Genomic DNA, 26,492 nt, shown 5'->3' on the forward strand with positions numbered 1-26,492 from the left:
TTAGCCGGGCGGCTTCTTTGCTGTAGGCGGAGTTGCCGGCTGGCCGGCAATGCGGTCCTCAAGATAGCGCCGCATGTCGGCCCACGGTATGGTCTGGCCGAAGGCGACAATGTTGGCAAAGCGCGCGTCCGCCTCGGCGTTCATGCTGGCCCGCTGCTCTTCCTGCTCGGCTTTCTCCGTGATCGCCTCCAGTATCAGGCTGTGTGTGGTCTTGCCGGCGCGCTCGGCGGCGCTGGCGATCCTTGCCTTCAATTCTGCCGGCAAGCGGATCGTGGTCGTGGTGGACATGGGAGCCTCCGAGAGTACGACAAATGTAGCACAAACCCGAAATGTGGCTTTTTGAAATATGGTAAATTAGCTCATCGATCGCCAGATCATGCCTGTCGAGAGTACAAATGCCCATCCGCGACAATTTCACTGATGCCGACATGGATCAGTGGCTCAACGATAAACGCGTTACCGAAATCGAATGCCTGGTGCCCGACCTGACGGGCGTGGCGCGCGGCAAGATCCTGCCGCGCACCAAGTTCACGCAGGATCGTGGCATGCGCATCCCGGAGGCCGTGCTGGGCATGACGGTGACGGGCAACTACCCGACCGAGGATGCGGCCTACGACCGCGCCATCTCCAGCACCGACCGCGACATGATCCTGCGGGCCGACCCCACCACCATCACCACCGTGCCGTGGGCCACCGACCCTACGGCGCAGGTGATCCACGACTGCTATTTTTCCGACGGCACGCTGGTCGATTTCGCGCCCCGTTCCGTGCTGCGCCGCGTGCTCAAGCTGTATGCGGACAAGGGCTGGAAGCCCGTGGTGGCGCCGGAACTGGAGTTCTACCTGACCGAGCAGAATATCGACCCCGACCTGCCGCTCAAGGCGCCCGTGGGCCGCAGCGGCCGCGCCGAAACGTCGCGCCAGGTCTACAGTATCGACGCCGTCAACGAATTCGACCCGCTGTTCGAGGACATCTACGATTACTGCGACATGATGAACCTGGACGTGGACACCCTGATCCACGAAACGGGCGCCGGCCAGATGGGTCTGAATTTCCAGCACGGCGATGCGCTGGCGCTGGCCGACAAGGTGTTCTACTTCAAGCGCACGTTGCGCGAAGCGGCCCTCAAGCACAAGATGTACGCCACCTTCATGGCCAAGCCCATGGGCGGCGAGCCCGGTTCGGCCATGCACGTGCACCAGAGCGTGGCCGATGCGGCCACCTGCCGCAATATCTTCAGTGACGCGGACGGTGCGCCATCCACGCTGTTCCGCCACTACATCGGCGGCCTGCAGCGCTATACGCCGGCCTGCATGGCCATCATGGCGCCATACGTGAATTCGTATCGCCGCATCGTGCGCCATACGGCCGCGCCCATCAACGTCCAGTGGGGCATGGACAACCGCACCGTGGGCTTCCGCGTGCCCATCTCCGGCGTGCAGGAGCGGCGCGTGGAAAACCGCATCATCGGCGCCGACGCCAATCCCTACCTGGCGATGGCCGTCACGCTGGCTTGCGGCTACCTGGGCATGATCGAGCAGATCGAACCGACGCCGATGACGGTCGACAGCGCCTACAACCACCCGCTGGAGCTGCCGCAGGGCCTGCCCGAGGCGCTGCAGCGGCTGCGCGCCGAGGAGCGGCTGCGCGATGTGCTGGGCGAGCGCTTCATCGACGTGTACGCGGCCATCAAGGAACTGGAGCACCGCGAATTCATGACCGTCATCAGCCCGTGGGAGCGTGAGCATTTGCTGCTGCATGTTTGACAGGCTGATTCCCCATCCCCCGCGCTCCATCTATAATCACGGGTTGTCCACAACGGCGGCCCGCGACCGGCTTGCCATACGCTGTCTTTCTTATAAATTTTACATTTCGACACTATGACCATAGACCGACCTGCCGCCGCCAAAGGCGAATCCGGCCAGCCTTTTCTGTTGATACGTAACCTGGTCAAGGAATTCGATGGCGTGAGGGCCGTCAACGACGTGTCGGTCGCGATCGACAAGGGCGAGATCTTCGCCCTGCTGGGCAGCTCCGGCTGCGGCAAATCGACTCTGCTGCGCATGCTGGCCGGCTTCGAGACGCCCACCTCGGGCCAGATCGAACTGGCCGGCAAGGACATCATCAACGTGCCGCCGTACCAGCGTCCCATCAACATGATGTTCCAGTCCTACGCGCTGTTCCCGCACCTGACCGTGTGGGACAACATCGCCTTCGGCCTGCGCCGCGACGGCCTGCCCAAGGACGAGGTGGCGCAGCGCGTGGACCAGATGCTGGACCTGGTGCAGCTGAAGGCTTACGGCAAGCGCAAGCCGCACCAGCTGTCGGGCGGCCAGCAGCAGCGCGTGGCGCTGGCGCGCAGCCTGGCCAAGCGCCCGCAGTTGCTGCTGCTGGACGAACCCTTGGGCGCGCTGGACAAGAAGCTGCGCGAGCGCACCCAGATGGAACTGGTCAACATCATCGAGCAGGTCGGCGTGACGTGCGTGATGGTGACGCACGACCAGGACGAAGCCATGAGCATGGCCACCCGCATCGCCATCATGAGCGAAGGCCGCATCCTCCAGGTGGGCAAGCCAGGCGAGATTTATGAGACGCCCAACTGCCGCTTCGTGGCTGACTTCATCGGCAGCGTCAACCTGTTCGACGGCCGCGTGGTGGAGGACCAGCCCGACCATGTGATGATCGACACGCCCGAATGCCGGCACTACGTCACCCACGGCATCACGGGCACGGATGACATGCCGGTGTCGGTGGCCGTGCGGCCGGAGAAGATCAGTCTGCAGGTGCAAGCGCCGACGGCCGAACAACGCGCCCACCCCGGCGAGCATGGCTACAACTGCGTGCAGGGCACGATCACGGCCATGGCCTACTTCGGCAACACCACGCGTTACCATGTGAAGCTCGACAGCGGCATGGAGCTGAAAGTCTCGCGCACCAACGCGGCCCGCCATGACGAAACCGCCTTGCGCCGCGACCAGCGCGTCTACGCGTGGTGGGATGGCGCCGACGTCGTCGTGCTGACCAGCTGACGCGGAGCGTGCCATGACGACCTTGCTCAACAAGCTGCTGCGCCTCATCACGCTGCGCTGGATCACGGGGCGCCGTCTCGTGATCGCCGTGCCGTTCCTCTGGCTGGTGGGCGCCTTCCTGGTGCCGTTCCTGATCGTGATGCGCATCAGCTTCACGGAACCGGACGCCACCAACCCGTTCGGCACCCTGATGACGCTGGTGGACGGCGTGATCACGTTCAAGCTGAAAATCTCGAACTACCTGTTCATCGCGCAGGACGATTTGTACGTGCTGACCTACCTCAGCTCGATCAAGTTCGCCGCCATCACGACCGTCCTGTGCCTGCTGATCGGCTACCCGTTCGCCTACTTCATGGCGCGCGCCAAATCCACCGTGCGGCCGGTGTTGCTGATGATGGTGATGCTGCCGTTCTGGACCTCCTTCCTGCTGCGGATCTATGCATGGAAGGGCATCCTGGCCAACAACGGCATCCTCAATCACTTCCTGATCAGCATGGGCGCCATCACGGAACCGCTGCACATGATGAACACCCAGTTCTCGCTCATCATCGGCATGGTGTACGCCTACCTGCCGTTCATGATCCTGCCGCTGTACGCCAACCTGGTGAAAATGGACTTGCGCTACCTGGAAGCGGCGGCCGACCTGGGCGCCACGCCCATGCAGGCGTTCTGGCGCATCACGGTGCCGCTGTCGAAGTCGGGCATCATCGCCGGTTCCATGCTGGTGTTCATTCCGGCCGTGGGCGAATACGTGATTCCCGAACTGCTGGGCGGCCCGGAAACGCTGATGATCGGCCACGTGCTGTGGGACGAATTCTTCACCAATAACGACTGGCCGATGGCGTCGTCCGTGACGGTGGTGGTGATCCTGCTGATCCTGGTGCCGATGGCGATCTTCAATAAATACAAGGCGGAGCAACAGATGGCGGGGCGCGCATGAACGGACAGAGTTTCCTCCAACGGTGGTTCGGGCGCGGCTGGCTGTCGCTGGGCTACGTGTTCCTGTACCTGCCCATCGTGGTGCTGGTGGTGTTCTCGTTTAACAGCTCGCGCCAGGACATGGTGTGGAGCGGCTTCTCGACCCAATGGTATGCGGCGCTGATGAACGATACGGAGATCATCTCCGGCTTCGGGCTGTCGCTGCGGATCGCCGTGCTGACGGCGTTCGCCTCCGTCACGCTGGGCACCTTCGCCGCGTTCGTGCTGAACCGCTACCAGCGCTTCCACGGCCGCACGCTGTTCTCGGGCATGGTGAGCGCGCCACTGGTGATGCCGGAAGTGATCATCGGCCTGTCGTTGCTGCTGATGCTGGTGCTGGCCCAGAAGACGTTCGGCGTGCCGGAGCGGGGCTTGCTGACGATCTGGCTGGGGCACACCTTGTTGGGCATGGCCTACGCGACGGTGGTGGTGCAGTCGCGCCTGCAGGAGATGAGCAAGTCGCTGGAGGAAGCGGCCATGGACCTGGGGTGCAAGCCCTACCAGGTGTTCTTCCTCGTCACGCTGCCCAATATCACGCAGGCGCTCGGTTCGGCGTGGCTGCTCACGTTCACGCTGTCGCTCGATGACGTGGTGCTGTCGGCCTTCCTGTCCGGCCCCGGTTCCTCGACCATGCCGATCGTGATCTTCTCGCGCGCCCGCCTGGGCCTCGATCCGCGCGTGAACGCCGTGGCGGCGCTGACCATCCTGGTGGTGTCGGTGGCCGTGGTCGCATCGAGCCTGTGGATGGCGCGCATGGAGCGGCAACGCCAGAAACAGGTGGCTGCCGCCGCTAAATCGGAATAGGCAACGAGGTCAGACTCCCCGCCTTGGTGCGAGAGTCTGACCCTTCGGGAAGGACCGCCTAAATCCCGCCCATGCAGATGTACTTGATGACCAGGTAGTCCTCGATGCCGTATTTGGAGCCTTCGCGCCCCAGGCCCGATTGCTTGACCCCGCCGAACGGCGCGATCTCGTTCGAGATCAGTCCCGTGTTCACCCCCACCATGCCGCTTTCCAGCCCTTCGGCCACGCGCCAGATGCGGCCGATGTCGCGCGAGTAGAAGTAGGCGGCCAGGCCGAACTCCGTGTCGTTGGCCATGGCGATCACTTCCTCGTCCGTCCTGAAGCGGAACAGCGGCGCCAGCGGGCCGAAGGTTTCTTCCTTGGCCACCAGCATGTCCGGCGTCACGTCGGCGATCACGGTGGGCTGGAAGAAGCTGTGGCCCAGCGCGTGGCGCTGGCCACCGGCCAATAGGCGGCCACCCTTGGCCAGCGCGTCGGCCACATGTTCCTCGACCTTGATGACGGCCTTCTCCTCGATCATCGGCCCTTGCGTCACGCCCGGCTCCACGCCATTGCCCACTTTGAGCCTGGCTACGGCCGCCACCAGCCTGGCGGCGAATGCGTCGTAGATCCCGTCCTGCACATACAGGCGGTTGGCGCACACGCAGGTCTGGCCGGCGTTGCGGTACTTGGAGGCGATGGCGCCTTCCACGGCCGCGTCCAGGTCGGCATCGTCGAACACGATGAACGGCGCGTTGCCGCCCAGTTCCAGCGACAGCTTCTTGATGGTGGGAGCGCATTGCTGCATCAGCAGGCGGCCCACGGCCGTGGAGCCGGTGAAGCTCAACTTGCGCACCACGGGATTGCTCGTCATCTCGCCGCCGATGGCGCGCGCGTCGCCCGTCAGCACGCTGAACACACCGGCCGGCATGCCGGCCCGCTCGGCCAGCACGGCCAGCGCCAGCGCCGAGAACGGCGTCAGTTCGGCCGGCTTGACGATGATGGGGCAACCGGCGGCCAGCGCCGGACCCACCTTGCGCGTGATCATGGCCGACGGGAAGTTCCATGGCGTGATGGCCGCGCACACGCCGATCGGTTCCTTGGTGACGACGATGCGGCGGTCCGGCCACGGCGACTGCATGGTGTCGCCGCTGACCCGCTTGCCTTCCTCCGCGAACCATTCGATGAACGAGGCGGCGTAGCCGATCTCGCCCTTGGCTTCGGCCAGCGGCTTGCCCTGTTCCGTGGTCATGATCAGGGCCAGGTCGTCGGCGTGTTCCAGCATCAGGTCATGCCACTTGCGCAGCACGGCGGCCCGTTCCTTGGCCGACTTCCTGCGCCACGCGGGCCAGGCGCGGTTGGCCGCGTCGATGGCGCGCGCCGTCTCGGCCGCGCCCATGTGGGGGATGGTGCCGACCGTCTGTCCGGTGGCCGGGTTGATGACGTTGACGGTGGCGCCATTATCCGCGTCGCACCACTCGCCGTTGATATAGCATTGCTGGCGCAGCAGCGCCGGATCGTTCAGTGTAAGCATGGCAGCCTTTCAGTGTGGGGCGGCGCGCATGGCCGGCTCCAGGATGCCGGGAGCCTCATCAGACAGCGCGTCGCCGATAGTCAGCGGGAACAGGACGCGCACCACGTTGCCGTACACGCGGCAGGCTGGCGGGATCAGGCCCCGCCGTGGCCGCAGGCGCTTGGTGTCGTCCATGTCGGGCGTGTGCGTGCCCGGCTGATTCAATTCTACCGCGACCGTCGTAGGGGGGGGGGGCCGCGCACGTCGGCGCATGGCGGCACGGCCATCGGGTGATAGTGGGCCCCCAGCAGTTGCTGGTGGCTGACGGCCTTGGCCGCCTCGTACCGGCGGCGCTGTTGCGGCAGGCGCGGATGGAGGTCGGGTTGGGCCAGGGTTTGCGCCAGCCGATCGGATGCGGGTGACTCAGCCTTGTGCCGGTGGTTCCAACCGAATTCAACAAGTGGTGCTCACCATGAGTCCCATTTCCGCCTATGATTAATCAAATTTCATGCAAACGGAAGCGAAAATGGGAAAATTGTGCCAGCAAGTCGTGGCGCAACAAGTAATATAGGAACAAGTTGTTGCGGCAGAGTGGTTCCAGTCCATCCGGGCATACGGTAGCGGAAACGCCGCCCATGCGAAGACTAGCAACGAGACCAGACAATATGCATCGCCCCATCGTGATCGTGCCGGCCTGTATCAACCAGGTCGGCGTCCACCCCAACCACACGGCGCAACGCAAATACGTGGACGCCGTGGCCGCCGGCGCCGGCTGCCAGCCGCTGATCCTGCCCGCGCTGGGCGAGGCGACCGACCTGCAAGCCGTGCTGGCCGTGGCCGACGGCATCATGCTGACCGGCTCCCCCTCCAACGTGCACGCCAGCCTGTATGGCCAGGAACTGCGCGACCCCAGCCTGCCGCTGGACCCGGCGCGCGACGCCACCACGCTGCCGCTGATCCGCGCCGCGCTGGCGCGCGGCCTGCCGCTGCTGGCCATTTGCCGTGGCTTCCAGGAAGTGAACGTGGCGCTGGGCGGCACGCTGCACCAGGCCGTGCACGAAGTGGAAGGCATGCGCGACCACCGCGAGCCCAAGCACCTGTCGCTGGAAGAACAATATGCGCCGTCGCACCGTGTGCGGCTCGAGCAGGGCGGCCGCCTGTCGCGCATCCTCGAAGGCGCCACCGAGATCGACGTCAACTCGCTGCATGGCCAGGGTATCGCCACGCTGGCGCCGGGCCTGCAGGTGGAGGCGCGCGCCGGGGACGGCCTGGTGGAAGCCTATAGCGTGGCCGACGCCCCCGGCTTCACGCTGGCGCTGCAATGGCACCCGGAGTGGCGCCTGGAGCACAACCCCGATTCTCAGAAAATGTTCCTGGCCTTTGGCCAGGCATGCCGGATCTATCAAAGCAAAGCAGGGAGAGGCGCATGAAGACCTACGAACTGTGGTCGCGACGGGTCCCTTAGTGTCCCCGTCCACGCACGACCATAAGCGCGCGGCGTAAGAGACCGTGCCGCGCAAGATCAAGACTGACGAGAGAATCAAATGGCAATACGCGAGAACTTCACGTACACCGACATGGACCTGTGGCTCAACGAGAAACGGGTGACGGAAATCGAATGCCTGGTGCCCGACCTGACGGGCGTGGCGCGCGGCAAAATCCTCCCGCGCGGCAAATTCACGCAGGAGCGCGGCATGCGCATCCCCGAGGCCGTGCTGGGCATGACCGTGACGGGCAATTATCCGACCGAGGACATGGCCTACGACCGCGCCATTTCCAGTACCGACCGCGACATGATCCTGAAGGCCGACCCCACCACCATCACCATGGTGCCATGGGCCGCCGACCCCACCGCGCAAGTGATCCACGACTGCTATTTCGCCGACGGCCGCCTGGTCGATTTCGCGCCCCGCTCCGTGCTGCGCCGCGTGCTCAAGCTGTACGCCGATCGTGGCTGGAAGCCCGTGGTGGCGCCGGAACTGGAGTTCTACCTGACGGCCAAGAACAGCGATCCCGACCTGCCGCTGAAACCGCCCATCGGCCGCAGCGGCCGTGCCGAGACCACGCGCCAGGTGTACAGCATCGACGCCGTGAACGAGTTCGATCCCCTGTTCGAGGACATCTACGACTACTGCGACATGATGAACCTGGACGTGGACACGCTGATCCACGAAATCGGCGCGGGCCAGATGGAGATCAACTTCCTGCACGGTGACCCATTGGGCCTGGCCGACAAGGTGTTCTTCTTCAAGCGCACGCTGCGCGAGGCGGCCCTCAAGCACGACATGTACGCCACCTTCATGGCCAAGCCGATGGCGGGCGAACCCGGTTCGGCCATGCACGTGCACCAGAGCGTGATCGACATCAAGACGGGCCAGAACATCTTCAGCGCGCCCGATGGTTCGGCCGCGCCCATCTTCAAGCACTACATCGGCGGCCTGCAGCGCTACATGCCGTCGGCCATGGCGATCGTGGCGCCGTACGTGAACTCCTACCGCCGCATCGTGCGCCACACGGCCGCCCCCATCAACATCCAGTGGGGCATGGACAACCGCACCGTGGGCTTCCGCGTCCCCGAGTCGGGGGTGCAGGACCGCCGCGTGGAAAACCGCATCATCGGCGCCGACGCCAACCCCTATCTGGCGCTGGCCGTCACGCTGGCGTGCGGCTACCTGGGCATGGTGGACCAGCTGGAGCCGACCCCGATCACCGAGGGCAGCGCCTACGACCTCAAGTTCGAGCTGCCGCAAGGCCTGCCCGAAGCGCTGCACGCGCTGCGCGCCGAGGACAAGCTGCGCACGGTGCTGGGCGACCGCTTTATCGACGTGTATGCGGCCATCAAGGACCTGGAGCACCAGGAGTTCATGACCGTCATCAGCCCCTGGGAACGCGAGCACTTGCTGCTGCATGTGTAAGTTGCCGGCCACCATCGGCAGCACGCGCATTCGACACACTTGAGATAGGGATCATCATGTCTTCAAATCCACTGGCGCCCAGCGCCGCACTGGTGGCATCGGTGCAGGCCGCCGCCGCCCGCAATGAACTGTACGACACGGCGGCGATCCAGAAAATGGACTCGGCCCACTACCTGCACCCGTTCACCGACTTCAAGCAGCTCAACGAAAACGGCGCCCGCGTGATGGTGCGCGGCGACGGCATCTACCTGTGGGACTCGCAGGGCAAGAAGGTGTTGGATGGCATGTCCGGCCTGTGGTGCGTCAACGTCGGCTACGGCCGCACCAGCATCTCGGAAGCTGTGTACCGCCAGATGGAGACGCTGCCGTTCTATAACAGCTTCTTCAACACCACCAACGTGCCGGCCGTGCAGCTGGCCACCAAGCTGGCCGCGATCGCGCCACCGGGCTTCCAGCACGTGTTCTACACGGGCTCCGGCTCGGAGGGCAACGACACCAATGTGCGCATGGTGCGCCGCTACTGGGACCTGCTGGGCTACCCGGAGCGCCACACCATCATCAGCCGCCACAACGCCTACCACGGCAGCACCATGGCCGGCGCCTCGCTGGGCGGCATGGACGGCATGCACGCCCAGGGCGGCCTGCCGATTCCCGGCATCGTCCACATCGGCCAGCCCAACTACCTGGAAGCGGGGCAGGGCATGACGGAGGACGCATTCGGCATCAAGGCCGCCTCCTGGCTGGAGGACAAGATCCTGGAACTGGGCGCCGACAAGGTGGCCGCCTTCATCGGCGAGCCGGTGCAGGGCGCCGGCGGCGTGATCATCCCGCCGGCCACCTACTGGCCAGAGATCCAGCGCATCTGCGACAAGTACGGCATTTTGCTGATCGCCGACGAAGTGATCTGCGGCTTCGGCCGGCTGGGCAAGTGGTTCGCCTCCGAGCTGTTCGGCATCCGTCCCGACCTGATCACCTTCGCCAAGGGCGTCACCTCCGGCTACGTGCCGCTGGGCGGCGTGCTGGTAGGCGACCGCGTGGCCAACGTGCTGATCGGGCAGGGCGGCGAATTCAATCACGGCTTCACGTATTCGGGCCACCCGGTGGCGTGCGCCGCCGCGCTGGAGAATATCCGCATTATCGAAGCGGAGCAACTGGTGCGGCGCGTGGGCGAGGAGACGGGGCCTTACCTGAAAGAGCGCTTCGCCACGCTGGGCGACCATCCGCTGGTGGGTTACACCAGCAGCTGCGGCTTCGTGGCGGGCCTGAACCTGGTGCGCAGCAAGGGCGCCACCGTGCACGAGAACGTGCCGTTCGACGCAGCGCTCAGCGTGGGCATGGTGTGCCGCGGCTACATGTTCAACAACGGCATGATCATGCGCGCCGTGGGCGACCGCATGATCATCGCGCCGCCGCTGGTGATGACGCGTGCGCAGATCGACGAGATGGTGGCGCTGATCCGCCATTGCCTGGACCTGACGTACGACGACATCAAGCGGCGCGGTTGGGTATGACGCGCGGCGCCCGTGGCCGCGCCGTTGACTGGCGACACCAGGGCACGGGGAGAAGTTAAACTATGCGTTGCCGCCGGGGGGGCTTGAAAGGCCCGTCCCGGCCGGGCGGGAACGTTGTTCCGGACGCGGTCCAGCGCCGCGACCAGCAGGTGATCGGCGTGCCGACGCTGATCAGCTTCCAGTTCAGGAGGAGCACCTATGAGCAGCACACTATGGCATGAGCGCGCCGCCGCGCTCACGATTGACGGCCGCGCCTTCATCGGCGGCCAGCGCGTGTGGGCCAGGTCGGAGCAGCGCTTCGACAAGCTGTCGCCCGTCGATGGGCGCCACCTGGGGCAGGTGGCGCGCTGCGATGGCGCCGACGTGGACCTGGCCGTGGCCGCCGCCCGCGCCGCGTTCGAGGACCGGCGCTGGGCCGGCAAGTCGCCCGCCCAGCGCAAGCGGGTGCTGATCCGCTTCGCCGACCTGGTACAGCAGCACGGTCCCGAACTGGCCCTGCTCGAGACGCTGGACATGGGCAAACCGATCAAGTACAGCCAGAGCGTGGACGTGGGCGCCACGGCCAACTGCCTGCGCTGGTACGGTGAAGCGGTCGACAAGGTCTACGACCAGATCGCGCCCACGGCCGATGCCAGCCTGGCCCTGATCACGCGCGAGGCGGTGGGCGTGGTGGCCGCCATCGTGCCGTGGAACTACCCGATGATCATGGCGGCCTGGAAGATCGCGCCGGCGCTGGCGGCCGGCAACAGCGTGGTGCTCAAGCCGTCCGAGAAGTCGCCGCTGACGGCCTTGCGGCTGGCCGAACTGGCGCTGGAGGCGGGCATTCCGGCCGGCGTATTCAACGTGCTGCCCGGCTATGGCCACGAGGCCGGCGCCGCGCTGGCGCTGCACATGGACGTGGACTGCATCGGCTTCACCGGCTCCACCAAGGTCGGCAAGCAGATCATGCAGATGGCCGGCCAGTCCAACCTGAAGCGGGCCTGGACCGAATTGGGCGGCAAGTCGGCCAACATCGTGTGCGCCGATTGTCCGGATCTCGATGCCGCCGTGGCCGCGGCCATCGGTTCCATCTATTTCAACCAGGGCGAGAGCTGCAACGCGCCCTCGCGCCTGTTCGTGGAAGCGTCCATCCGCGACCGCTTCCTGGAAAAAGCGCTGGCCATGATGCCGGACTTCCAGCCGGGCGACCCGCTGGACGAAGCCACGGTGATGGGCGCCATCGTCGACGCCACCCAGCTCAACACGGTGCTCGGCTACATCGACGCGGGCCAGGCGGATGGCGCCAGGCTGCTGGCGGGCGGCGCGCAGGCGCGCACGGCCAGCGGCGGCTTCTACGTGGAGCCCACGCTGTTCGACCAGGTGGACAACGGCATGAAGATCGCCCGCGAGGAGATCTTCGGCCCCGTGCTGTCGGTACTGAGCTTCACCGACATCCACGACGCCGTGCGCCAGGCCAACGCCACGCCTTACGGCTTGCAGGCGGCCGTGTGGACCGCCAACATGAGCAAGGCGATCCAGACGGCGCGCGCGCTGCGGGCCGGCACCGTGCACGTGAACCAGTACGACGGCGACGACATCACCGTGCCCTTTGGCGGCTACAAGCAATCGGGCAACGGGCGCGACAAGTCGCTGCACGCGTTCGACAAGTACACGGAGCTCAAGACCACCTGGATCCAGATCGGTTGAACCCATGGCAGCCCGCGGTGGAGCTTGCTGCGACAGGAGAATGACATGACCCAAGCCATGCGCGACTTTCTGCGCGAGCGCAATATCCACGAGGTGGAATGCGTGATCGCCGACATGACCGGCATCGCCAGGGGAAAGATCCTGCCCAAGGACCTGTTCCTGAGCGAAGGCGAAATGCGGCTGCCGAAAAGCGTGCTGCTGAATACCGTCAACGGCGAACAGCCCAACAACACGCCCTACACGGGCGTGACCGACCCGGACATGATCTGCGTGCCGGACCTGGCCACGCTGCGCCAGGTGCCCTGGGCCGCCGAGAACGTGGCGCTGGTGATCCATGATTGCCAGAATTTCGACGGCACGCCGGTCGGCCTGTCGCCGCGGGCCGTGCTGCGCAAGGTGCTGCAGTTGTACGCGGCGCGCGGCTGGCAGCCGGTGGTGGCGCCGGAGATGGAGTTCTACCTGGTCGCGCGTAGCAGCAACCCGCACGAGCCGCTGGTGCCGCCGCTGGGCCGCAGCGGCAAGACGGAGTCCGGCCGCCAGTCCTATTCGATCGACGCCGTGAATGACTTCGATCCCTTTTTCCTTGAGTTATCAAGCTTTTGCAAGCTGCACGGGCTGGGCGTGGAAACGCTGATCCACGAGGCGGGCGCGGGCCAGATGGAGATCAACTTCACCCATGGCGACGCGCTGGAACTGGCCGACCGGGTGTTCCTGTTCAAGCGCGCCGTGCGCGAGACGGCGCTACGGCACGGCATCTTCGCCACCTTCATGGCCAAGCCGATGGAGACGGAGCCGGGCAGCGCCATGCACATCCACCAGAGCGTGCTCGATACGGAGACCGGCAAGAACATCTTCAGCAACGACGACGGCAGCGCCAGCGCGCTGTTCTTCCACTATATCGCCGGGCTGGAAAAATACACGGCGCCGGCCACGCTGCTGCTGGCGCCGCACGTCAATTCCTACCGCCGCCTGTCGCGCTTCATGTCGGCGCCCACCAACGTGCGCTGGGGTTACGACAACCGCACCTGCGGCATCCGCGTGCCCAATTCCACGCCCGTCAACCGCCGGCTGGAAAACCGCGTGCCGGGCGTGGACGTCAATCCCTACCTGGCCATGGCCGCCACGCTGGCCTGCGGCTACCTGGGCATGGTGGAGCAGCTCACGGCGTCGGCGCCCACGGCCGACAGCGCGGAACACGTGCACAACGAACTGCCGCGCAACCTGGAAGACGCCATCCAGCGCCTGCGTGAATGCAAGGCGCTGGGCGAGGTGCTGGGGGAACTGTTCGTGCAGGCGTTCTGCGAAGTGAAGGAGCTGGAGTTCGCCACCTACAGCCGCGTGATCAGCTCGTGGGAGCGCGAGCACCTGATGCTGCTGGTGTGAGGAGCGCGCGATGACCGGGAACATCACACGCCACGGTGTCAACCTGGCCAGGGCGCAGGCGCTGGCGGCGGCCGAACGGGCCGACTACATCGCCCGCAATCCCATTTCGCAGGCGCTGGCCGCGCGCGCGGGCGAGCATCTGCTGTTCGGGGTGCCCATGCACTGGATGAACGACTGGTCCACGCCATTTGCGCTGACCGTGCACGAGGCGAGCGGCGCCAGCTTCACGGACGCCGACGGCCACGCCTACACCGACTTCTGCCTGGGCGACACGGGCGCCATGTTCGGCCACGCGCCGCCGGCCGTGGCCCACGCCATCGCGCACCAGGCCGCGCGCGGCTACACGGCCATGCTGCCGTCCGAGGACGCGGCCCCGGTGGCCGAGGAGCTGGCGCGCCGCTTCGGCCTGCCGTACTGGCAGTTCGCGCTGTCGGCCTCGGACGCCAACCGCTTCGTGCTGCGCTGGCTGCGCGCGGCCACGGGCCGCAGCAAGATCCTCGTGTTCAACGGCTGCTACCACGGCACGGTGGACGACGTGTTCGTGGACCTGGTGGACGGCGTGCCCGTGCAGCGCGACAGCTTGCTGGGCCAGGTCTATCCGCTGACCGGGCACACGGTGGTGGTGGAATTCAACGACCTGGCCGCGCTGGACGCGGCGCTGGCCGCCGGCGACGTGGCCTGCGTGCTGGCCGAACCGGTGATGACCAACATCGGCATGGTGCTGCCGCAGCCCGGCTACTGGGAGCAAGCGCAGCGCATCATGCGCCGCCATGGCACGCTCTTGGTGATCGACGAAACGCATACGATCAGCAGTGGCCCCGGCGGCTACGCGCGCGCGCATGGCATGGCGCCCGATGCGCTGGTGGTGGGCAAGCCAATCGGCGGCGGCGTGCCGTGCGCCGTGTACGGCTTCACGGCCGATGTGGCGCGGCGGGTGGAGCGGGCCAAGCGCGACGCGCCACCGGGACATTCCGGCGTGGGCACGACGCTGAGCGCCAATATGTTCGCCATGGCCGCCATGCGCGCCAATCTGGAACAGGTGATGACGGAGCAGGCTTACGAGGCCATGTTCGCGCTGGCGGACCAGCTGGCGGCCGGCCTGCGCGGCGCCATTGCGCGCCACGGACTGCCGTGGTGCGTGACGCAGGTGGGGGCACGCACGGAGTTCCAGTTTTCTCCCCAGCCGCCGCGCAACGGCAGCGAGGCGGGGGCCATACTCGACGGCGAGCTGGAACAGATCATCCACCTGTACCTGCTCAACCGGGGATTGCTGATCACGCCATTCCACAACATGCTGCTGGTGTGCCCGCAGACGACGGCGCAGGACGTGGCGCGCCTGCTCGACGGCTTCGAGCGCTGCCTGTCCGCGCTGGTGTGACGGCGCGCGGACGGGGAAGGTGGCGCATCATGCCACCTTCCAGTCCGGCAGCGGCGGCAGTACGATCATCTGCCAGCCCAGTTGGCGGCGGATTTCGTCCATCGACGGCGGCGGATCGTTGGCCGCGCGGCGCTGTTCCATGTATTGCCGAACCTGTTCCTTGCTGGGTTGCTTGACCTTTTCCATGATGCTCTCCCGGCTTGCGCCATCCTGCCAACAGTAACGATCGAGAGGGACCAGGCTGGGCGGCAGAGTGAACCCACGCCCTGGTTTATTTGATTACCATCAAGGGGAGCAAGGTTCATGCCTGTGCTTGCATGACCCATGGCGCAGGGGCGGGCGGGCCCGAAAAAAACCATGCTGCCCGGGACGCGGGCTGGCACGGTTTATTCCGGCTGTTGCAGGACGCAACAGTGCGAACAGCGGGAGCGGACAGCCGGAACAGCGCTGTCATGGACAATCAAAACCAAGACGAAAAATTAACAGCAAGCAAAATCGGGGACGTAACACGGTTTTCCCATGCGGGAAAACCGTGTTACGTCCCCGATTTTGCTTGCCGTTAATTTTACTTAGAAGCAGTGTTCCAGGGCGGGGAAGCTGCCGTCCTTGACGGCTTGCACATAGGCACTGACGGCCGCGGCAATGCTGGTCTGGCCTTCCATGAAGTTCTTCACGAAACGCGCCTTGCGACCGGGAAACACGCCCAGCAGGTCGTGCATTACCAGCACCTGGCCGGCGCAATCGGGGCCGGCGCCGATGCCGATCGTCGGGATCGCCAGCAGGTCCGTCACTTCCTTGCCCAGCTGGGTGGGGATGGCTTCCAGCACCAGCATGGCCGCGCCGGCCGCCTGCAGCTTGAGCGCGTCGGCCTTGAGCAGGTCGGCCGATTCGGTGGTCTTGCCCTGCACCTTGTAGCCGCCCAGCTGGTGCACCGATTGCGGCGTCAGACCCAGGTGGGCGCACACGGGCACGGCGCGCTCGGTCAGGAAGCGCACCGTGTCGGCCAGCCAGGCGCCGCCTTCGATCTTGACCATGTGGGCGCCGGCCTGCATCAGTTTGACGGCGTTGTTGAACGCCGCTTCCGGCGTGGCGTAGCTGCCAAACGGCATGTCGGCCAGCACCATGGCCGACTTGCTGCCGCGCGCCACGGCCGCCGTGTGGTACGCGATCTCGTCCACGGTGACGGGCAGGGTGGAGGTGTGGCCGTTGCAGACCATGCCCAGCGAGTCACCGATCAGCAGCACTTCCACGCCGCAGCGGTCCATCAGGGCGGCGAAGCTGGCGTCGTAGCAGGTCAGCATGGTGATCTTCTCGCCGGCCGCGCGCAGTGCGTTGAGCGAGGGGATGGTGACGGCCTTGGTGACGACCGGCTTGGACGGCGCGGGCGTGGCGGCGGGCTTTTGACTCGCCGTCATTTCGGTTCCTTGCAAATATCCAGACATGGGGTTCCTCGAATGTGTAAGAGTGACATCGGCGCTAGTGTAGACCTTTGCCGGTGGGCGCGCAGGGCGCGCAAAATTTTTGGGGCCTCAGCTGAGTAGGCTGATGCCCTGATCGGCCACGGCCGCCGCGTAGTCGCGCGCCGGGCCACGGCCGGGGATGACCACGTCCGGCGCCAGCGCCAGCAGCGGCACCAGCACGAAGGCCCGGTCCGTCATGCGCGGGTGGGGCACGGTCAGCGTGGGGCTGGTGATCTGCTGCTCGCCATACAGCAGCAGGTCCAGGTCCAGCGTGCGTGGCGCGTTGCGGTAGGGGCGCTCGCGTCCATGGGCCTGCTCGATGCCGTGCAGCGCTTGCAGCAGGCTTTCCGCGTCCAGCGTGGTGCTGATGCTGGCCACGGCGTTGACGTAGTCGTCGCCGCTGGAATCGATGGGCGCCGTGCGGTACTGGCCGGACGTGCCCAGCAACGTGCAGCCGGGCAGGCGGCGCAGGCGCTCGATGGCGTCGGCCACGTTGGCGCGCGCGTCGCCCAGGTTGGCGCCGATGCCGATGTAAGCGGTGGTGTTCATACGGTCATGCCGAAGGTGCTGGTACGGAGCGCGTTGACGCCTGGCGCCTTAGTCGCCGCCGTTTTCCACGGCGCGCGGCGCGCCTTCCTCGCGGCCGCCTTCCTCGCGGCCGCCGTCCTGGCCGCCGCGATTGCGCGGGCCACGGCGTGGCGGGCGCTTGCGCTTGGCGCCGCCGGCGCCGGCGGCCGGGCCGCGGCCGGCGCTGGCCACCAGTTCCTCGCGCTCGGCTTCGTCGCCTTCGTAGAACGCGGTCCACCACTGGCCCAGATCACCTTCGATCTCGCCCGAGGCGCAGCGCAGCAGCAGGAAGTCGTAGCCGGCGCGGAAGCGCGGGTGTTCCAGCAGCTTGTACGGGTTCTTGCCGGTGCGGCGCTCGAAGCGCGGCTGCATGGCCCAGATGTCGCGCATGTCGGAACCGATCTTGCGCTGCAGGGCCAGTTTTTCCGTCTGCGATTCGAGCACGTCGTCGGCCGCCAGGTGCAGCGCGGGGATCGGCATTTCGCCGGCCGTGCGGTAGGCGGTCCACTTCTCCAGCACCTGGTGCCACAGCAGCGAGGCGAACAGGAAGCCGGGCGAGACGGTCTTGCCGGCGTGGATGCGGGCGTCCGTCGAATCGAGCGCCAGGGTCACGAACTTCACGCCCAGCGGCTGCTCCAGCACCACGTCCAGCAGCGGCAGCAGGCCATGGTGCAGCCCTTCCTTGCGCAGCTGCTGCAGGCAGGCCAGGGCCTGGCCGCTCATGAGCAGCTTGAGCATCTCGTCGAACACGCGGGCGGCCGGCACGTTGTCGATCAAGGGCGCCATGGCGCGGATCGGCGCGGCCGTCGCCGGCTCGATGTGGAAGCGCAGCTTGGCCGCGAAGCGCACCACGCGCAGCATGCGCACCGGGTCTTCGCGGTAGCGCGCCTCGGGCTGGCCGATGATGCGCAGCGTCTTGGCGCGGATGTCCTCGATGCCGCCGTGGTAGTCCAGCACCTGTTCCGTGGCCGGGTTGTAGTACATGGCGTTGATGGTGAAGTCGCGCCGCACGGCATCCTCGGCCTGCGAGCCGAAGGTGTTATCGCGCAGCACGCGGCCATGTTCGTCCTTGGGCGCGGAAGCCGAGGCGGTGCCGCGGAAGGTGGTCACTTCCAGCAGGTCCTGGCCGAACATCACGTGCACGATCTGGAAGCGCTTGCCGATGATGAAGGCGCGCCGGAACAGCTTGCGCACCTGCTCGGGCGTGGCGTTGGTGGCGATGTCGAAGTCCTTGGGCTTGACGCCCAGCAGCAGGTCGCGCACGGCGCCGCCCACCACGAACGCCTCGTAGCCCGCTTCCTGCAGCGTGCTGGTGACGCGGATCGCGTTGGATGACAGCAGGCGCGGATCGATGCCGTGTTCCTGCGGCCCCAGCACGACGGGCGAATCCACGTCGCGTTTTCCCTTAGTCTTGGTACCCAAAATTTTGCGGATGAATTTCTTAATCATTGAATAGTTCGATTGATGGCCAGCCGTGCGCGGCGGCGTGCGTTTTCAGCGTCGCGTTGGGGTTGGTGGCGACGGGGTGGGTGACGACGGACAACAGCGGAATGTCGTTGTGCGAGTCGCTGTAGAAGTGGCTGCGCTCGAAGCCTTCCAGCGTGTGGCCCAGTTTTTCCAGCCAGACGCGCGTGTGCGCGACCTTGCCCGCGCCCTGGGTCGGGGTGCCCAGCAGCTTGCCCGTCAGGTTGCCGGCGGCATCCGTCTCGGGCTTGGCCGCGATCAGGTGTTCCACCCCCAGCGCGCGCGCGATGGGCGAGGTCACGTATTCGTTGGTGGCCGTGACGATGGCCGTCAGGTCGCCCGCGTCCTGGTGGCGGCGCAGCAGGGCCAGCGCCGACGGGCGGATGGCCGGCTGGATCACTTCGTCCATGAACTGGCGGTGCATGGCGTCCAGCTGCGGGCGCGGGAAGCGCGCCAGCGTGCCGAGGGCGAACTCCAGGTACTGCACCGGGTCCAGCGTGCCGGCCTGGTACTGGGCGAAGAATTCCTTGTTGCGGCGGTCGAATTCGGCCGCGTCCACGGCGCCGGTGCGTACCAGGAACTGGCCCCACTCGTAGTCGGAGTCCAGCGGCAGCAGGGTATGGTCTAGGTCAAACAGGGCGAGATTCATCATTCTTTCGCTTCCGCCTGCAACCACTCGCGCAGCAGCGGCAAGGTGATCGGGCGTTGGGTTTCAAGGGAATACTGGTCGAGCGAATCGAGCATGGTGGACAGCGACCGCATGTCGCGCTGGAAGTGCGACAGCAGGTAGGGTAACACGCCCGGCGAGAGCGTCAAGCCGCGGGCGGCGGCGGCGGCGCTCAATGCGGCCACCTTCTCGTCGTCCGTCAGGCCGTGGATCTGGTAGATCAGGCCCCAGCCCATGCGGGTGCGCAGGTCCTCGCGCACCGGCAGCACGGCCGGCGCCACGGCGCCGCTGCACACCATGAAGGCGTGGTTGGCGCGGATCTCGTTGAACAGGGCGAAGGCGTCGATCTGCGCCACCGGCGACAGCTTCTCGCAGTCGTCCAGCAGGTACAGGTCCACGTCGGGCGAATAGACGAACTCCGACTCGATCGAGAACGGCGAGATGTAGCGCGCCTTGTCGGTGCTGGCCAGCGCCTTGAGCAAGTGGGTCTTGCCCACGCCGCACTCGCCCCACAGGTAGGCGAAGTGCTCGCGCGAGGAGCGGGCGGCGAACTGCGTCATCAGCTGCGCCGCCTCGGCGTTCTGTCCCACCTCGAACGATTCAAGGCTGTGCGCCTGTTCCGCGCCCAAATCGAGCACCAGTTGCTTCATGGCTTAGGCCCAGTTCCTGTCATTTGCGTCCACGTTGTCTGCATCACGTCACGCATTATAAAAGCTGCTGTCCAGGTAGTGGCGGCGCAGGTGCTTGAAGGCCACCATCAGCACGGCCGACGCGGGCAGCGCCAGCAGCACGCCGACAAAGCCGAACAGCTGGCCGAACGCCAGCAGGGCGAAGATCACGGCCAGCGGATTGAGGCCAATACGCTCGCCCACCAGGCGCGGCGTGAGGAAGAAGCCTTCCAGCACCTGGCCGCAACCGTAGATGATGGCCACGGCCACCAGCCCGTTCCAGCCGGGAAATTGCAGCACGGCCGCGATCAGGGCCAGCATCAGGCCCAGGCCGAAGCCCAGGTAGGGGATGAACACCAGCAGCCCGGTGATGATGCCGACCGGCAGCGCCACGTCGAAGCCGGCGATGATCAGGCCGCTCGAATAGTAGATGGCCAGCACCAGCATCACCAGCAACTGGCCCCGCAGGTACTGGGCCAGCAGTTCGTCCACCTCGCCAGCCATGGCCAGCGTGCGGGCGATGTAGCGGCGCGGCACGGCGCCGGCCACGCGGCCCAGCAGCGCGTGCCAGTCCAGCAGCAGGTAGAACAGCAGCACGGGAATCAGCACCACGGTGGCGATCCAGCCCAGCACGGCCGTGCCGCCCACCTTGGCCGAGGCCAGCACGGCGGACAGGATTTCGTCGCCGCCGCCGGCCAGTTGCTGGGAAATCAGCTTGCGGATGCTTTCGCCGTCGAGCTGGGTGGTGATGCCCATGGCGCGCAGGTGCGGCGCCAGCAAGTCGTTCAACTTGGCCAGGAAGGCCGGGATCTGGGCCTGCAGCAGGGGGAGTTCCTTTTGCAGCACGGGCACCACGATCAGCACCAGGGCGCCGATGGCGGCGAAAAACAGCAGCAGCACCACCAGCACGGCCAGTGCGCGCGGCACGCCGAAGCGGCCCGCGTGCAGCCGGTCCAGGTAATCGACGCCGGGATTGAGGGCATAAGCGAGGATGGCGGCGGCGATGAAGGGCGTGAGCACGGGGCCCAGCGCCACCAGTAACAGCACGAATGCGAGCCAGACCGCGATCCAGAAAGCCGTTTGCTTTTGCTCTACCGAGAAGGGAAATGGCATGGATTCAGATGGGCTGCGCGAAAAAAGGGCTGTTGGACGGGGCATTTTGATAAAATAGCGGATTGACCGGATTTGCACGGGGTCTGACGACCGTTTTGCCGCAAATGTGGCAAAAAATATGCAAAATTAGTCTCCGCCTTCTATTTTACCGCCTCCGCTGCGAAATACACCATGAGCCAAACTTCTAATGTTTCCCTGTCCTACCGTGACGCCGGCGTCGACATCGACGCGGGCGACGCCTTAGTCGAAGCGATCAAGCCCTTTGCCAAGCGCACCATGCGCGAAGGCGTGATGGGCGGCATTGGCGGCTTTGGCGCCCTGTTCGAGATCAGCAAGAAGTACAAGGAGCCGGTGCTGGTGTCGGGCACGGACGGCGTGGGCACCAAGCTCAAGCTGGCTTTCGAGCTGAACCGCCATGACACGGTCGGCATCGACCTGGTCGCCATGAGCGTCAACGATATCCTGGTGCAGGGCGCCGAGCCGCTGTTCTTCCTCGACTACTTCGCCTGCGGCAAGCTCGATGTACCGACCGCCACCGACGTCATCAAGGGCGTGGCCAAGGGCTGCGAGATTTCCGGTTGCGCGCTGATCGGCGGCGAAACGGCGGAAATGCCCAGCATGTACCCGGCCGGCGAGTACGACCTGGCCGGTTTCGCCGTGGGCGCGGTGGAAAAGGCGAAGATCATCGACGGTACCAAGATCTGCCCCGGCGACGTGGTGCTGGGCCTGGCCTCGTCGGGTGCCCACTCGAACGGTTACTCGCTGGTGCGCAAGATTATCGAAGTGGCAAAACCAGACCTGGAAGCGGACTTCCACGGCCGCAAGCTGGCCGACGTGCTGATGGAACCGACCCGCATCTACGTCAAGCCGCTGCTGGCGCTGATGGACGCGATGGAAGTGAAGGGCATGGTGCACATCACCGGCGGCGGCCTGGTGGAAAACATCCCGCGCGTGCTGCAGGATGGCCTGGTGGCCGAGCTCGACTCGAAGGCATGGACCATGCCACCGCTGTTCCAGTGGCTGCAGCAGCACGGCGGCGTGGCCGACGCCGAGATGCACCGCGTGTTCAACTGCGGCATCGGCATGGCCGTGATCGTGTCGAAAGAGAACGCGGATGCCGCCTTCGCCCAACTGCAGGCGGCCGGCGAGACCGTCTCGCGCATCGGCGTGATCCGCGCCCGCGTGGGTGACGAGCACCAGACCATCGTAAAATAAGCGCAACGCGTGCCGCGCACGGCGCGGCAGCATCGCTGAAAAAGCGGACTTTGCTCACGCACGGTCCGCTTTTTTGCGCCTGTTTGGTTCTGCGCAGACCGGGAAGCATTACGCCTTGCATGCCGCCGCCATGAGGACTAGCATCAGTACGTATCTGGCTTTGGCGCTACGCATCATGCGAACCAATATAGTGATCGACGACACCTTGATGGAAGAGGCCCTGCGCCTGACCGGCCTGAAAACCAAGCGCGAAGCGGTGGAGCTTGGATTACGCACGGTCCTGCGCCTCAAACGGCAGGAAAAGATACGTCAATTTCGCGGCAAGTTGGCCTGGGACGGCGACCTTGACGCCATGCGGACCGACCAGTGATCCTGGTCGACTCCAGCGTCTGGATTGACTACTTTCGCGGCATAGCAACGCGGCAGACCGATGCGCTTGATGCACTGTTGGGCCGCGAACTGCTCGCTACGGGCGATCTGATCCTGACCGAGGTCCTGCAAGGCTTCCGGACCGATGACGACTTCAACCAGGCAAAGATGCTGCTCACGTCGTTGGTCGTCGTCGAGCTGGGCGGGCGAGTGGTGGCGATACAGGCAGCCAGGAATTTTCGCGCGCTGCGTAAGCTCGGCGTCACGATACGCAAGACCATCGACACGGTGATCGCGACGCGTTGCATAGTAGATAATTATCACCTGCTCTACCGCGACCGCGATTTTGAACCGTTCGTCACTCATCTCGGTTTGCGTTCCGCGTTGCCAACGCGGTGACTGCCCAAGCATGCGCCCGCGTTTTGCCCGCTGGTCGGCTTATTTCTTCAGAATCTTCTCTACCGACGCCGGCCGCAGCCGGAACGCATCGGGCATACCCGAACCCAGCAGCGGACGCAGGTAGAGCCGGAACGCGTCCGTCACATCGGTGCCGCTGGCGCTGATGAACTCGTCCTCCATCACGCGCGTCTTGCCGGCCACGGCGTCGAGCGGCAGCAGTTCGTAGTCGACGGAATAAAAGCCGGTGCGCTTGATGGCCACCGAGCCATCCCGGTCGCCCCACATGGAAAACTGCACCGCCTTCTCGCCCACTTCGCGCGCCTCGCGCTGGTCCACGTCCGACACGCAGCCGATGAAGGAGCGCTGCAGGTAGCCAAAGGTGTCGCCGCGCACGCGCTTGATGCCCAGCCTGGCCTTGATCTCCTCGCACAGCAGATCGGCCAGCGCGCCCGTGCCCGACAGCTGCACGTTGCCGTGCGCGTCGCGCTCGATATCCTTGGCCAGCAGCGTGGCGATCGGTTCGCCCGAGGCGTCATGGATGCCTTCGGACACGGCGATCACGCAGCGCCCGTAACGGGCATAGGTGGCCTTGACGTCGGCCAGGAACTGTTCCAGCTCGAAGGTGCGTTCAGGCAGGTAGATCAGGTGCGGCCCGTCGTCGGGGAACTTCTTGCCCAGCGCCGAGGCGGCCGTCAAAAAGCCCGCGTGGCGGCCCATCACCACACCCACGTACACGCCCGGCAGCGAGGCGTTGTCGAGGTTGGCGCCGGCGAAGGCCTGGGCCACGAAACGGGCCGCCGACGGGAAGCCGGGCGTGTGGTCGTTGCCCACCAGGTCGTTGTCGATGGTCTTGGGGATGTGCACGCTGCGCAGCGGGTAGCCGGCCAGCCGCGCCTGCTCGCTGACGATGCGCACCGTGTCGGAGGAATCGTTGCCGCCGATGTAGAAGAAGTGTTCGATCTGGTGCGCGCGCAGCACCTGGAAAATCTCCTGGCAATAGGCCAGGTCCGGCTTGTCGCGGGTGGAGCCGAGCGCGGAGGACGGTGTGGCCGCCACCAGTTCCAGGTTGTGGCTGGTTTCGCGGGTCAGGTCGACGAAGTCCTCGTTGACGATGCCGCGCACCCCGTGCAGCGCGCCATACACGCGCGTGACGTTGTGGAAGCGGCGTGCCTCCAGCGCCACCCCCGCCAGCGACTGGTTGATGACGGCGGTGGGACCGCCTCCCTGTGCGACCAGAATTTTTCCCGACGACATGCATACCCCCCGATGAGTGGATGAACGGCCAGCCGCTAGCCTACACCAGAATGCGCCGCAACGGCCGTCTTGCCGCCTCAGTGCTGGCCGATATTGCGGTCGAGGAATTTCTCGACCCGGCCCCAGAAGTCGATCCGGTTTTCCGGCAGTACCCAGCCGTGGCCTTCCTTGGGATAGACCACCCATTCCACATCCTTGTTGGTGGCGCTGACGGCATCGCGGAACTTGTTGCCATGCACCAGCGGCACGCGGCGATCGACGCCGCCGTAGGCCAACAGCAACGGTTGCTTGATGCGGGCCGCCTGGACCAGCGGCGAGGTGGCGCGCAATTGCGCGGCATCCTGGTCGGGGTCGCCCACCAGGCGCCGCATGCCGTAGCGCCGCCATTCGGAACTCATGGCGCTGTCGTCGAACCAGCTGTTGTCGGTGTACAGCAGATTGATGTCCGTCACGCCCACCCAGTCGATGCCGCAGCGGTACAGGTCGGGGTCGTTGACCAGCCCCATCAGCGTGGCGTAGCCGCCATAGCTGGCGCCGGCGATGCACACGCGCTTGCCGTCGGCGATGCCCTGGGCGATGGCCCAGCGCGTGCCATCGGCGATGTCATCCTGCATCTTCAAGCCCCACTGTTTCCAGCCGGCGTGGAAGTGCTGGGTGCCAAAGCCCGTGCTGCCCCGGTATTCCGGTTCCAGCACGGCGTAACCGCGCGAGGCGAGAAATTGCGCCTCCGCATCCCAGCCCCATTGGCCGCCGCGCACATAGGGGCCGCCGTGCACCAGCACCACCATGGGCAGGTGCTTGCTCTTGCCGGCTGGCAGCGTCAGCCAGGCGGGAATGGTGAGGCCGTCGCGGGCCGGGTAGCGCACCAGGTTCTGCTCGCCCATCTGGGCCGGTTCGATGCCGGGGCGGCTCAGGCCCAGCCGCGTGAGCGCCTTGGCCTGGCCATCGTACAGGTAGTAGGTGCCGGGCTTGGCGTCCGAATAGGCGCGCACCAGCACCCGCGGCGCGCTGCCCCGGGTGGCCGGGGTCAGCAGGTTGATGGTGTCCGGCAGCAGCGCATCGACGGCCGCCTGCATGGCTTTCATGCCGGGATCGAACCACAGGGTGTTCTCGGCGTCGTTGGTGTAGCGCACGCCCAGCAGCTTGTGCTGGTCCATGATCAGCTTGCCCGTGAAGTCGAAGTCCGGCAGGCTCAGCAGCGGCTCGCCGGACAGCCGGCCGGCCGCCAGGTCGTAGGTGTAGAGCGCTTGCTTGTCCTTGCCGTTGGCGCTGACCACATACAGCGTGCCATCCGGGCCGAAGGCCAGCGGCCAGAACCTGGCCGCCTCCGTGTCGTAGCGCTTGAACACGGCCAGGGTGCGCCATGCGCCGCTGGCCGGGTCGCGGTAGGACAGCGTTTGCGTTTCGCTGTCGCTCATGCTGGCCACGCGCGCCTGGCCGTGCTGGTCGAGCCAGATGTCGCGCCATTTGCTCGGTTGTTCCACGTGGCTGGACTGGCCCGTGACCGTGTTCACGCGCATCAGGCTCAGGTTGTTGAAGCGGTATTGCTCGTCGTACTTGGTGTTGACGGCGTAGTAGTCATCGCTGTCCTGCGGCCCCGTTTCGTCGAGCATGAAGGTGTTCCAGGGCAGCATCTTGCGCATGTCCGTCGTTTCCGTCACGTCGCCGCTGCGGTCGGCCAGCTGGCGGAATTTGCTGCCGTCGCGCTCGACCGCGTACAGGCCGGGGCCATAGAACTGTTCGCCCTGGGCGCTGCGGCTGTCGTGGGCGTTGAACACGAGGCGGTGGTCGTTGACCCATTCGAACTGGCCGATGTCGGCATCGCGCAATTGCGCCACCACCTTGAGCTGCCTGGTGTTGATGTCGAGCACGGACAGCCAGGCCCGCTCGCCCTCGGTGCACAGGCGGGCGGCCAGGAAATTGCCATCCGGCGACAGCTTGGCGTCGCTGAACGTTTCATTGTCGAAGAAGGCGGCCAGCGGCGGCAGGGCCGTCGCGGCGGCTTTGGCGGGCAGGGCGCCGCCAGCCAGGCTCAGGGTGCAAGCCAGTACGCAGGCGCGCAGCAGGGGATGGGAAAGAGCGTTCACGATGATCCTTGGTGGTTGTTGGGGGGAGGTGGCCCGTGGTGTGGGCCGCCGCC

General features: G+C 65.9%; 25 protein-coding genes. 13 read left to right on the forward strand and 12 right to left on the reverse strand.

What is annotated here, in order from left to right; genetic code table 11:
* Window positions 1-288, reverse strand: a complete 288-nt coding sequence (locus H3H36_RS15935) for a CopG family ribbon-helix-helix protein (RefSeq protein WP_182219080.1) — start codon at window positions 286-288, stop codon at window positions 1-3.
* Window positions 289-395: 107 nt separating this feature from the next.
* On the opposite strand from H3H36_RS15935, the gene H3H36_RS15940 reads away from it, so the two are divergent.
* From H3H36_RS15940 to H3H36_RS15955, 4 genes are all read left to right on the forward strand, one after another.
* Window positions 396-1,766 carry a glutamine synthetase family protein gene (locus tag H3H36_RS15940; protein WP_182219081.1) on the forward strand — a complete coding sequence of 457 codons (1,371 nt, stop codon included), beginning with the start codon at window positions 396-398 and terminating at the stop codon, window positions 1,764-1,766.
* A 114-nt stretch (window positions 1,767-1,880) separates the two neighbouring features.
* A complete protein-coding gene (locus H3H36_RS15945; protein ID WP_182219082.1) occupies window positions 1,881-3,029 on the forward strand; it encodes an ABC transporter ATP-binding protein in 1,149 nt (382 codons plus the stop codon).
* A gap of 13 nt (window positions 3,030-3,042) precedes the next feature.
* Complete coding sequence (locus H3H36_RS15950) at window positions 3,043-3,969, forward strand: ABC transporter permease subunit (protein WP_182219083.1); 927 nt, start codon at window positions 3,043-3,045, stop codon at window positions 3,967-3,969.
* Window positions 3,966-4,811, forward strand: a complete 846-nt coding sequence (locus tag H3H36_RS15955; RefSeq protein ID WP_182219084.1) for an ABC transporter permease — start codon at window positions 3,966-3,968, stop codon at window positions 4,809-4,811. The genes H3H36_RS15950 and H3H36_RS15955 overlap by 4 nt, the downstream gene beginning before the upstream one ends.
* A 58-nt stretch (window positions 4,812-4,869) precedes the next feature.
* Here H3H36_RS15955 and gabD read toward each other — a convergent pair whose 3' ends face one another.
* Both gabD and H3H36_RS15965 read right to left on the reverse strand, forming a co-directional pair.
* A complete protein-coding gene (gabD, locus tag H3H36_RS15960; protein ID WP_182219085.1) occupies window positions 4,870-6,324 on the reverse strand; it encodes an NADP-dependent succinate-semialdehyde dehydrogenase in 1,455 nt (484 codons plus the stop codon).
* Window positions 6,325-6,333: 9 nt separating this feature from the next.
* Complete coding sequence (locus H3H36_RS15965; RefSeq protein WP_182219086.1) at window positions 6,334-6,528, reverse strand: hypothetical protein; 195 nt, start codon at window positions 6,526-6,528, stop codon at window positions 6,334-6,336.
* Window positions 6,529-6,968: 440 nt separating this feature from the next.
* On the opposite strand from H3H36_RS15965, the gene H3H36_RS15970 reads away from it, so the two are divergent.
* The 6 genes from H3H36_RS15970 (at window position 6,969) to H3H36_RS15995 (ending at window position 15,176) form a co-directional block, all read left to right on the forward strand.
* Entirely contained in the window at window positions 6,969-7,733 is a 765-nt protein-coding gene (locus tag H3H36_RS15970) for a gamma-glutamyl-gamma-aminobutyrate hydrolase family protein (RefSeq protein ID WP_182219087.1), read from the forward strand.
* A 114-nt stretch (window positions 7,734-7,847) separates the two neighbouring features.
* Window positions 7,848-9,218 (forward strand): glutamine synthetase family protein, encoded by a 1,371-nt coding sequence (locus tag H3H36_RS15975; protein WP_182219088.1) that lies wholly within the window; start codon window positions 7,848-7,850, stop codon window positions 9,216-9,218.
* Between the two features lie 56 nt (window positions 9,219-9,274).
* On the forward strand, window positions 9,275-10,729 hold the full coding sequence (locus H3H36_RS15980; RefSeq protein ID WP_182219089.1) for an aspartate aminotransferase family protein: 1,455 nt from the start codon (window positions 9,275-9,277) through the stop codon (window positions 10,727-10,729).
* Window positions 10,730-10,927: 198 nt separating this feature from the next.
* Window positions 10,928-12,415 carry an aldehyde dehydrogenase gene (locus tag H3H36_RS15985; RefSeq protein ID WP_182219090.1) on the forward strand — a complete coding sequence of 496 codons (1,488 nt, stop codon included), beginning with the start codon at window positions 10,928-10,930 and terminating at the stop codon, window positions 12,413-12,415.
* Window positions 12,416-12,460: 45 nt separating this feature from the next.
* Window positions 12,461-13,798 carry a glutamine synthetase family protein gene (locus H3H36_RS15990; RefSeq protein WP_182219091.1) on the forward strand — a complete coding sequence of 446 codons (1,338 nt, stop codon included), beginning with the start codon at window positions 12,461-12,463 and terminating at the stop codon, window positions 13,796-13,798.
* 10 nt (window positions 13,799-13,808) lie between these two features.
* Window positions 13,809-15,176 carry an aspartate aminotransferase family protein gene (locus H3H36_RS15995; RefSeq protein ID WP_182219092.1) on the forward strand — a complete coding sequence of 456 codons (1,368 nt, stop codon included), beginning with the start codon at window positions 13,809-13,811 and terminating at the stop codon, window positions 15,174-15,176.
* A 27-nt stretch (window positions 15,177-15,203) separates the two neighbouring features.
* Here the strand turns inward: H3H36_RS15995 and H3H36_RS16000 are convergent, their stop codons facing one another.
* The 7 genes from H3H36_RS16000 to H3H36_RS16030 all read right to left on the reverse strand — a co-directional run bounded on the left by H3H36_RS16000 (window position 15,204) and on the right by H3H36_RS16030 (window position 21,115).
* Window positions 15,204-15,362 carry a hypothetical protein gene (locus H3H36_RS16000; protein WP_182219093.1) on the reverse strand — a complete coding sequence of 53 codons (159 nt, stop codon included), beginning with the start codon at window positions 15,360-15,362 and terminating at the stop codon, window positions 15,204-15,206.
* A 383-nt stretch (window positions 15,363-15,745) separates the two neighbouring features.
* The gene (gene panB, locus H3H36_RS16005; protein WP_375539599.1) at window positions 15,746-16,618 is read right to left on the reverse strand and encodes a 3-methyl-2-oxobutanoate hydroxymethyltransferase; all 873 of its coding nucleotides are present in this window, start codon (window positions 16,616-16,618) and stop codon (window positions 15,746-15,748) included.
* 87 nt (window positions 16,619-16,705) lie between these two features.
* The gene (gene folK / locus H3H36_RS16010) at window positions 16,706-17,185 is read right to left on the reverse strand and encodes a 2-amino-4-hydroxy-6-hydroxymethyldihydropteridine diphosphokinase (RefSeq protein ID WP_182219095.1); all 480 of its coding nucleotides are present in this window, start codon (window positions 17,183-17,185) and stop codon (window positions 16,706-16,708) included.
* 48 nt (window positions 17,186-17,233) lie between these two features.
* A complete protein-coding gene (gene pcnB, locus H3H36_RS16015) occupies window positions 17,234-18,652 on the reverse strand; it encodes a polynucleotide adenylyltransferase PcnB (protein ID WP_182219096.1) in 1,419 nt (472 codons plus the stop codon).
* Window positions 18,645-19,316 carry a histidinol-phosphatase gene (locus H3H36_RS16020; protein WP_182219160.1) on the reverse strand — a complete coding sequence of 224 codons (672 nt, stop codon included), beginning with the start codon at window positions 19,314-19,316 and terminating at the stop codon, window positions 18,645-18,647. The genes pcnB and H3H36_RS16020 overlap by 8 nt, the downstream gene beginning before the upstream one ends.
* Complete coding sequence (gene hda / locus H3H36_RS16025; RefSeq protein WP_182219097.1) at window positions 19,316-19,984, reverse strand: DnaA regulatory inactivator Hda; 669 nt, start codon at window positions 19,982-19,984, stop codon at window positions 19,316-19,318. The genes H3H36_RS16020 and hda overlap by 1 nt, the downstream gene beginning before the upstream one ends.
* 48 nt (window positions 19,985-20,032) lie before the next feature.
* Window positions 20,033-21,115: an AI-2E family transporter gene (locus tag H3H36_RS16030; RefSeq protein WP_182219098.1), complete on the reverse strand. Its 1,083-nt coding sequence runs from the start codon at window positions 21,113-21,115 to the stop codon at window positions 20,033-20,035.
* 171 nt (window positions 21,116-21,286) lie between these two features.
* Between H3H36_RS16030 and purM the strand changes: the two genes are divergently transcribed.
* The 3 genes from purM (at window position 21,287) to vapC (ending at window position 23,098) form a co-directional block, all read left to right on the forward strand.
* Window positions 21,287-22,330 carry a phosphoribosylformylglycinamidine cyclo-ligase gene (gene purM / locus H3H36_RS16035; protein WP_182219099.1) on the forward strand — a complete coding sequence of 348 codons (1,044 nt, stop codon included), beginning with the start codon at window positions 21,287-21,289 and terminating at the stop codon, window positions 22,328-22,330.
* Window positions 22,331-22,505: 175 nt separating this feature from the next.
* Window positions 22,506-22,700 carry a type II toxin-antitoxin system VapB family antitoxin gene (locus H3H36_RS16040; protein WP_182219100.1) on the forward strand — a complete coding sequence of 65 codons (195 nt, stop codon included), beginning with the start codon at window positions 22,506-22,508 and terminating at the stop codon, window positions 22,698-22,700.
* The gene (gene vapC, locus H3H36_RS16045; protein WP_182219101.1) at window positions 22,697-23,098 is read left to right on the forward strand and encodes a type II toxin-antitoxin system VapC family toxin; all 402 of its coding nucleotides are present in this window, start codon (window positions 22,697-22,699) and stop codon (window positions 23,096-23,098) included. Before H3H36_RS16040 ends, vapC begins: the two co-directional genes overlap by 4 nt.
* A 39-nt stretch (window positions 23,099-23,137) precedes the next feature.
* Here the strand turns inward: vapC and H3H36_RS16050 are convergent, their stop codons facing one another.
* Both H3H36_RS16050 and H3H36_RS16055 read right to left on the reverse strand, forming a co-directional pair.
* Window positions 23,138-24,352: a 6-phosphofructokinase gene (locus H3H36_RS16050; RefSeq protein ID WP_182219102.1), complete on the reverse strand. Its 1,215-nt coding sequence runs from the start codon at window positions 24,350-24,352 to the stop codon at window positions 23,138-23,140.
* A 77-nt stretch (window positions 24,353-24,429) separates the two neighbouring features.
* Window positions 24,430-26,439 carry a S9 family peptidase gene (locus H3H36_RS16055; protein ID WP_311196640.1) on the reverse strand — a complete coding sequence of 670 codons (2,010 nt, stop codon included), beginning with the start codon at window positions 26,437-26,439 and terminating at the stop codon, window positions 24,430-24,432.
* Window positions 26,440-26,492: the final 53 nt, after the last annotated feature.

It is taken from the genome of Rugamonas fusca (assembly GCF_014042365.1).
Taxonomy (GTDB): domain Bacteria; phylum Pseudomonadota; class Gammaproteobacteria; order Burkholderiales; family Burkholderiaceae_D; genus Rugamonas; species Rugamonas fusca.

Excerpts from the sequence above, each read along its gene's own strand:
- H3H36_RS15935 (WP_182219080.1), bottom strand. The coding sequence starts at position 288 with ATGTCCACCACGACCACGATCCGCTTGCCGGCAGAATTGAAGGCAAGG.
- H3H36_RS15940 (WP_182219081.1), top strand. The coding sequence starts at position 396 with ATGCCCATCCGCGACAATTTCACTGATGCCGACATGGATCAGTGGCTC.
- H3H36_RS15945 (WP_182219082.1), top strand. The coding sequence starts at position 1,881 with ATGACCATAGACCGACCTGCCGCCGCCAAAGGCGAATCCGGCCAGCCT.
- H3H36_RS15950 (WP_182219083.1), top strand. The coding sequence starts at position 3,043 with ATGACGACCTTGCTCAACAAGCTGCTGCGCCTCATCACGCTGCGCTGG.
- H3H36_RS15955 (WP_182219084.1), top strand. The coding sequence starts at position 3,966 with ATGAACGGACAGAGTTTCCTCCAACGGTGGTTCGGGCGCGGCTGGCTG.
- gabD (WP_182219085.1), bottom strand. The coding sequence starts at position 6,324 with ATGCTTACACTGAACGATCCGGCGCTGCTGCGCCAGCAATGCTATATC.
- H3H36_RS15970 (WP_182219087.1), top strand. The coding sequence starts at position 6,969 with ATGCATCGCCCCATCGTGATCGTGCCGGCCTGTATCAACCAGGTCGGC.
- H3H36_RS15975 (WP_182219088.1), top strand. The coding sequence starts at position 7,848 with ATGGCAATACGCGAGAACTTCACGTACACCGACATGGACCTGTGGCTC.
- H3H36_RS15980 (WP_182219089.1), top strand. The coding sequence starts at position 9,275 with ATGTCTTCAAATCCACTGGCGCCCAGCGCCGCACTGGTGGCATCGGTG.
- H3H36_RS15985 (WP_182219090.1), top strand. The coding sequence starts at position 10,928 with ATGAGCAGCACACTATGGCATGAGCGCGCCGCCGCGCTCACGATTGAC.
- H3H36_RS15990 (WP_182219091.1), top strand. The coding sequence starts at position 12,461 with ATGACCCAAGCCATGCGCGACTTTCTGCGCGAGCGCAATATCCACGAG.
- H3H36_RS15995 (WP_182219092.1), top strand. The coding sequence starts at position 13,809 with ATGACCGGGAACATCACACGCCACGGTGTCAACCTGGCCAGGGCGCAG.
- H3H36_RS16000 (WP_182219093.1), bottom strand. The coding sequence starts at position 15,362 with ATGGAAAAGGTCAAGCAACCCAGCAAGGAACAGGTTCGGCAATACATG.
- panB (WP_375539599.1), bottom strand. The coding sequence starts at position 16,618 with ATGTCTGGATATTTGCAAGGAACCGAAATGACGGCGAGTCAAAAGCCC.
- folK (WP_182219095.1), bottom strand. The coding sequence starts at position 17,185 with ATGAACACCACCGCTTACATCGGCATCGGCGCCAACCTGGGCGACGCG.
- pcnB (WP_182219096.1), bottom strand. The coding sequence starts at position 18,652 with ATGATTAAGAAATTCATCCGCAAAATTTTGGGTACCAAGACTAAGGGA.
- H3H36_RS16020 (WP_182219160.1), bottom strand. The coding sequence starts at position 19,316 with ATGAATCTCGCCCTGTTTGACCTAGACCATACCCTGCTGCCGCTGGAC.
- hda (WP_182219097.1), bottom strand. The coding sequence starts at position 19,984 with ATGAAGCAACTGGTGCTCGATTTGGGCGCGGAACAGGCGCACAGCCTT.
- H3H36_RS16030 (WP_182219098.1), bottom strand. The coding sequence starts at position 21,115 with ATGCCATTTCCCTTCTCGGTAGAGCAAAAGCAAACGGCTTTCTGGATC.
- purM (WP_182219099.1), top strand. The coding sequence starts at position 21,287 with ATGAGCCAAACTTCTAATGTTTCCCTGTCCTACCGTGACGCCGGCGTC.
- H3H36_RS16040 (WP_182219100.1), top strand. The coding sequence starts at position 22,506 with ATGCGAACCAATATAGTGATCGACGACACCTTGATGGAAGAGGCCCTG.
- H3H36_RS16050 (WP_182219102.1), bottom strand. The coding sequence starts at position 24,352 with ATGTCGTCGGGAAAAATTCTGGTCGCACAGGGAGGCGGTCCCACCGCC.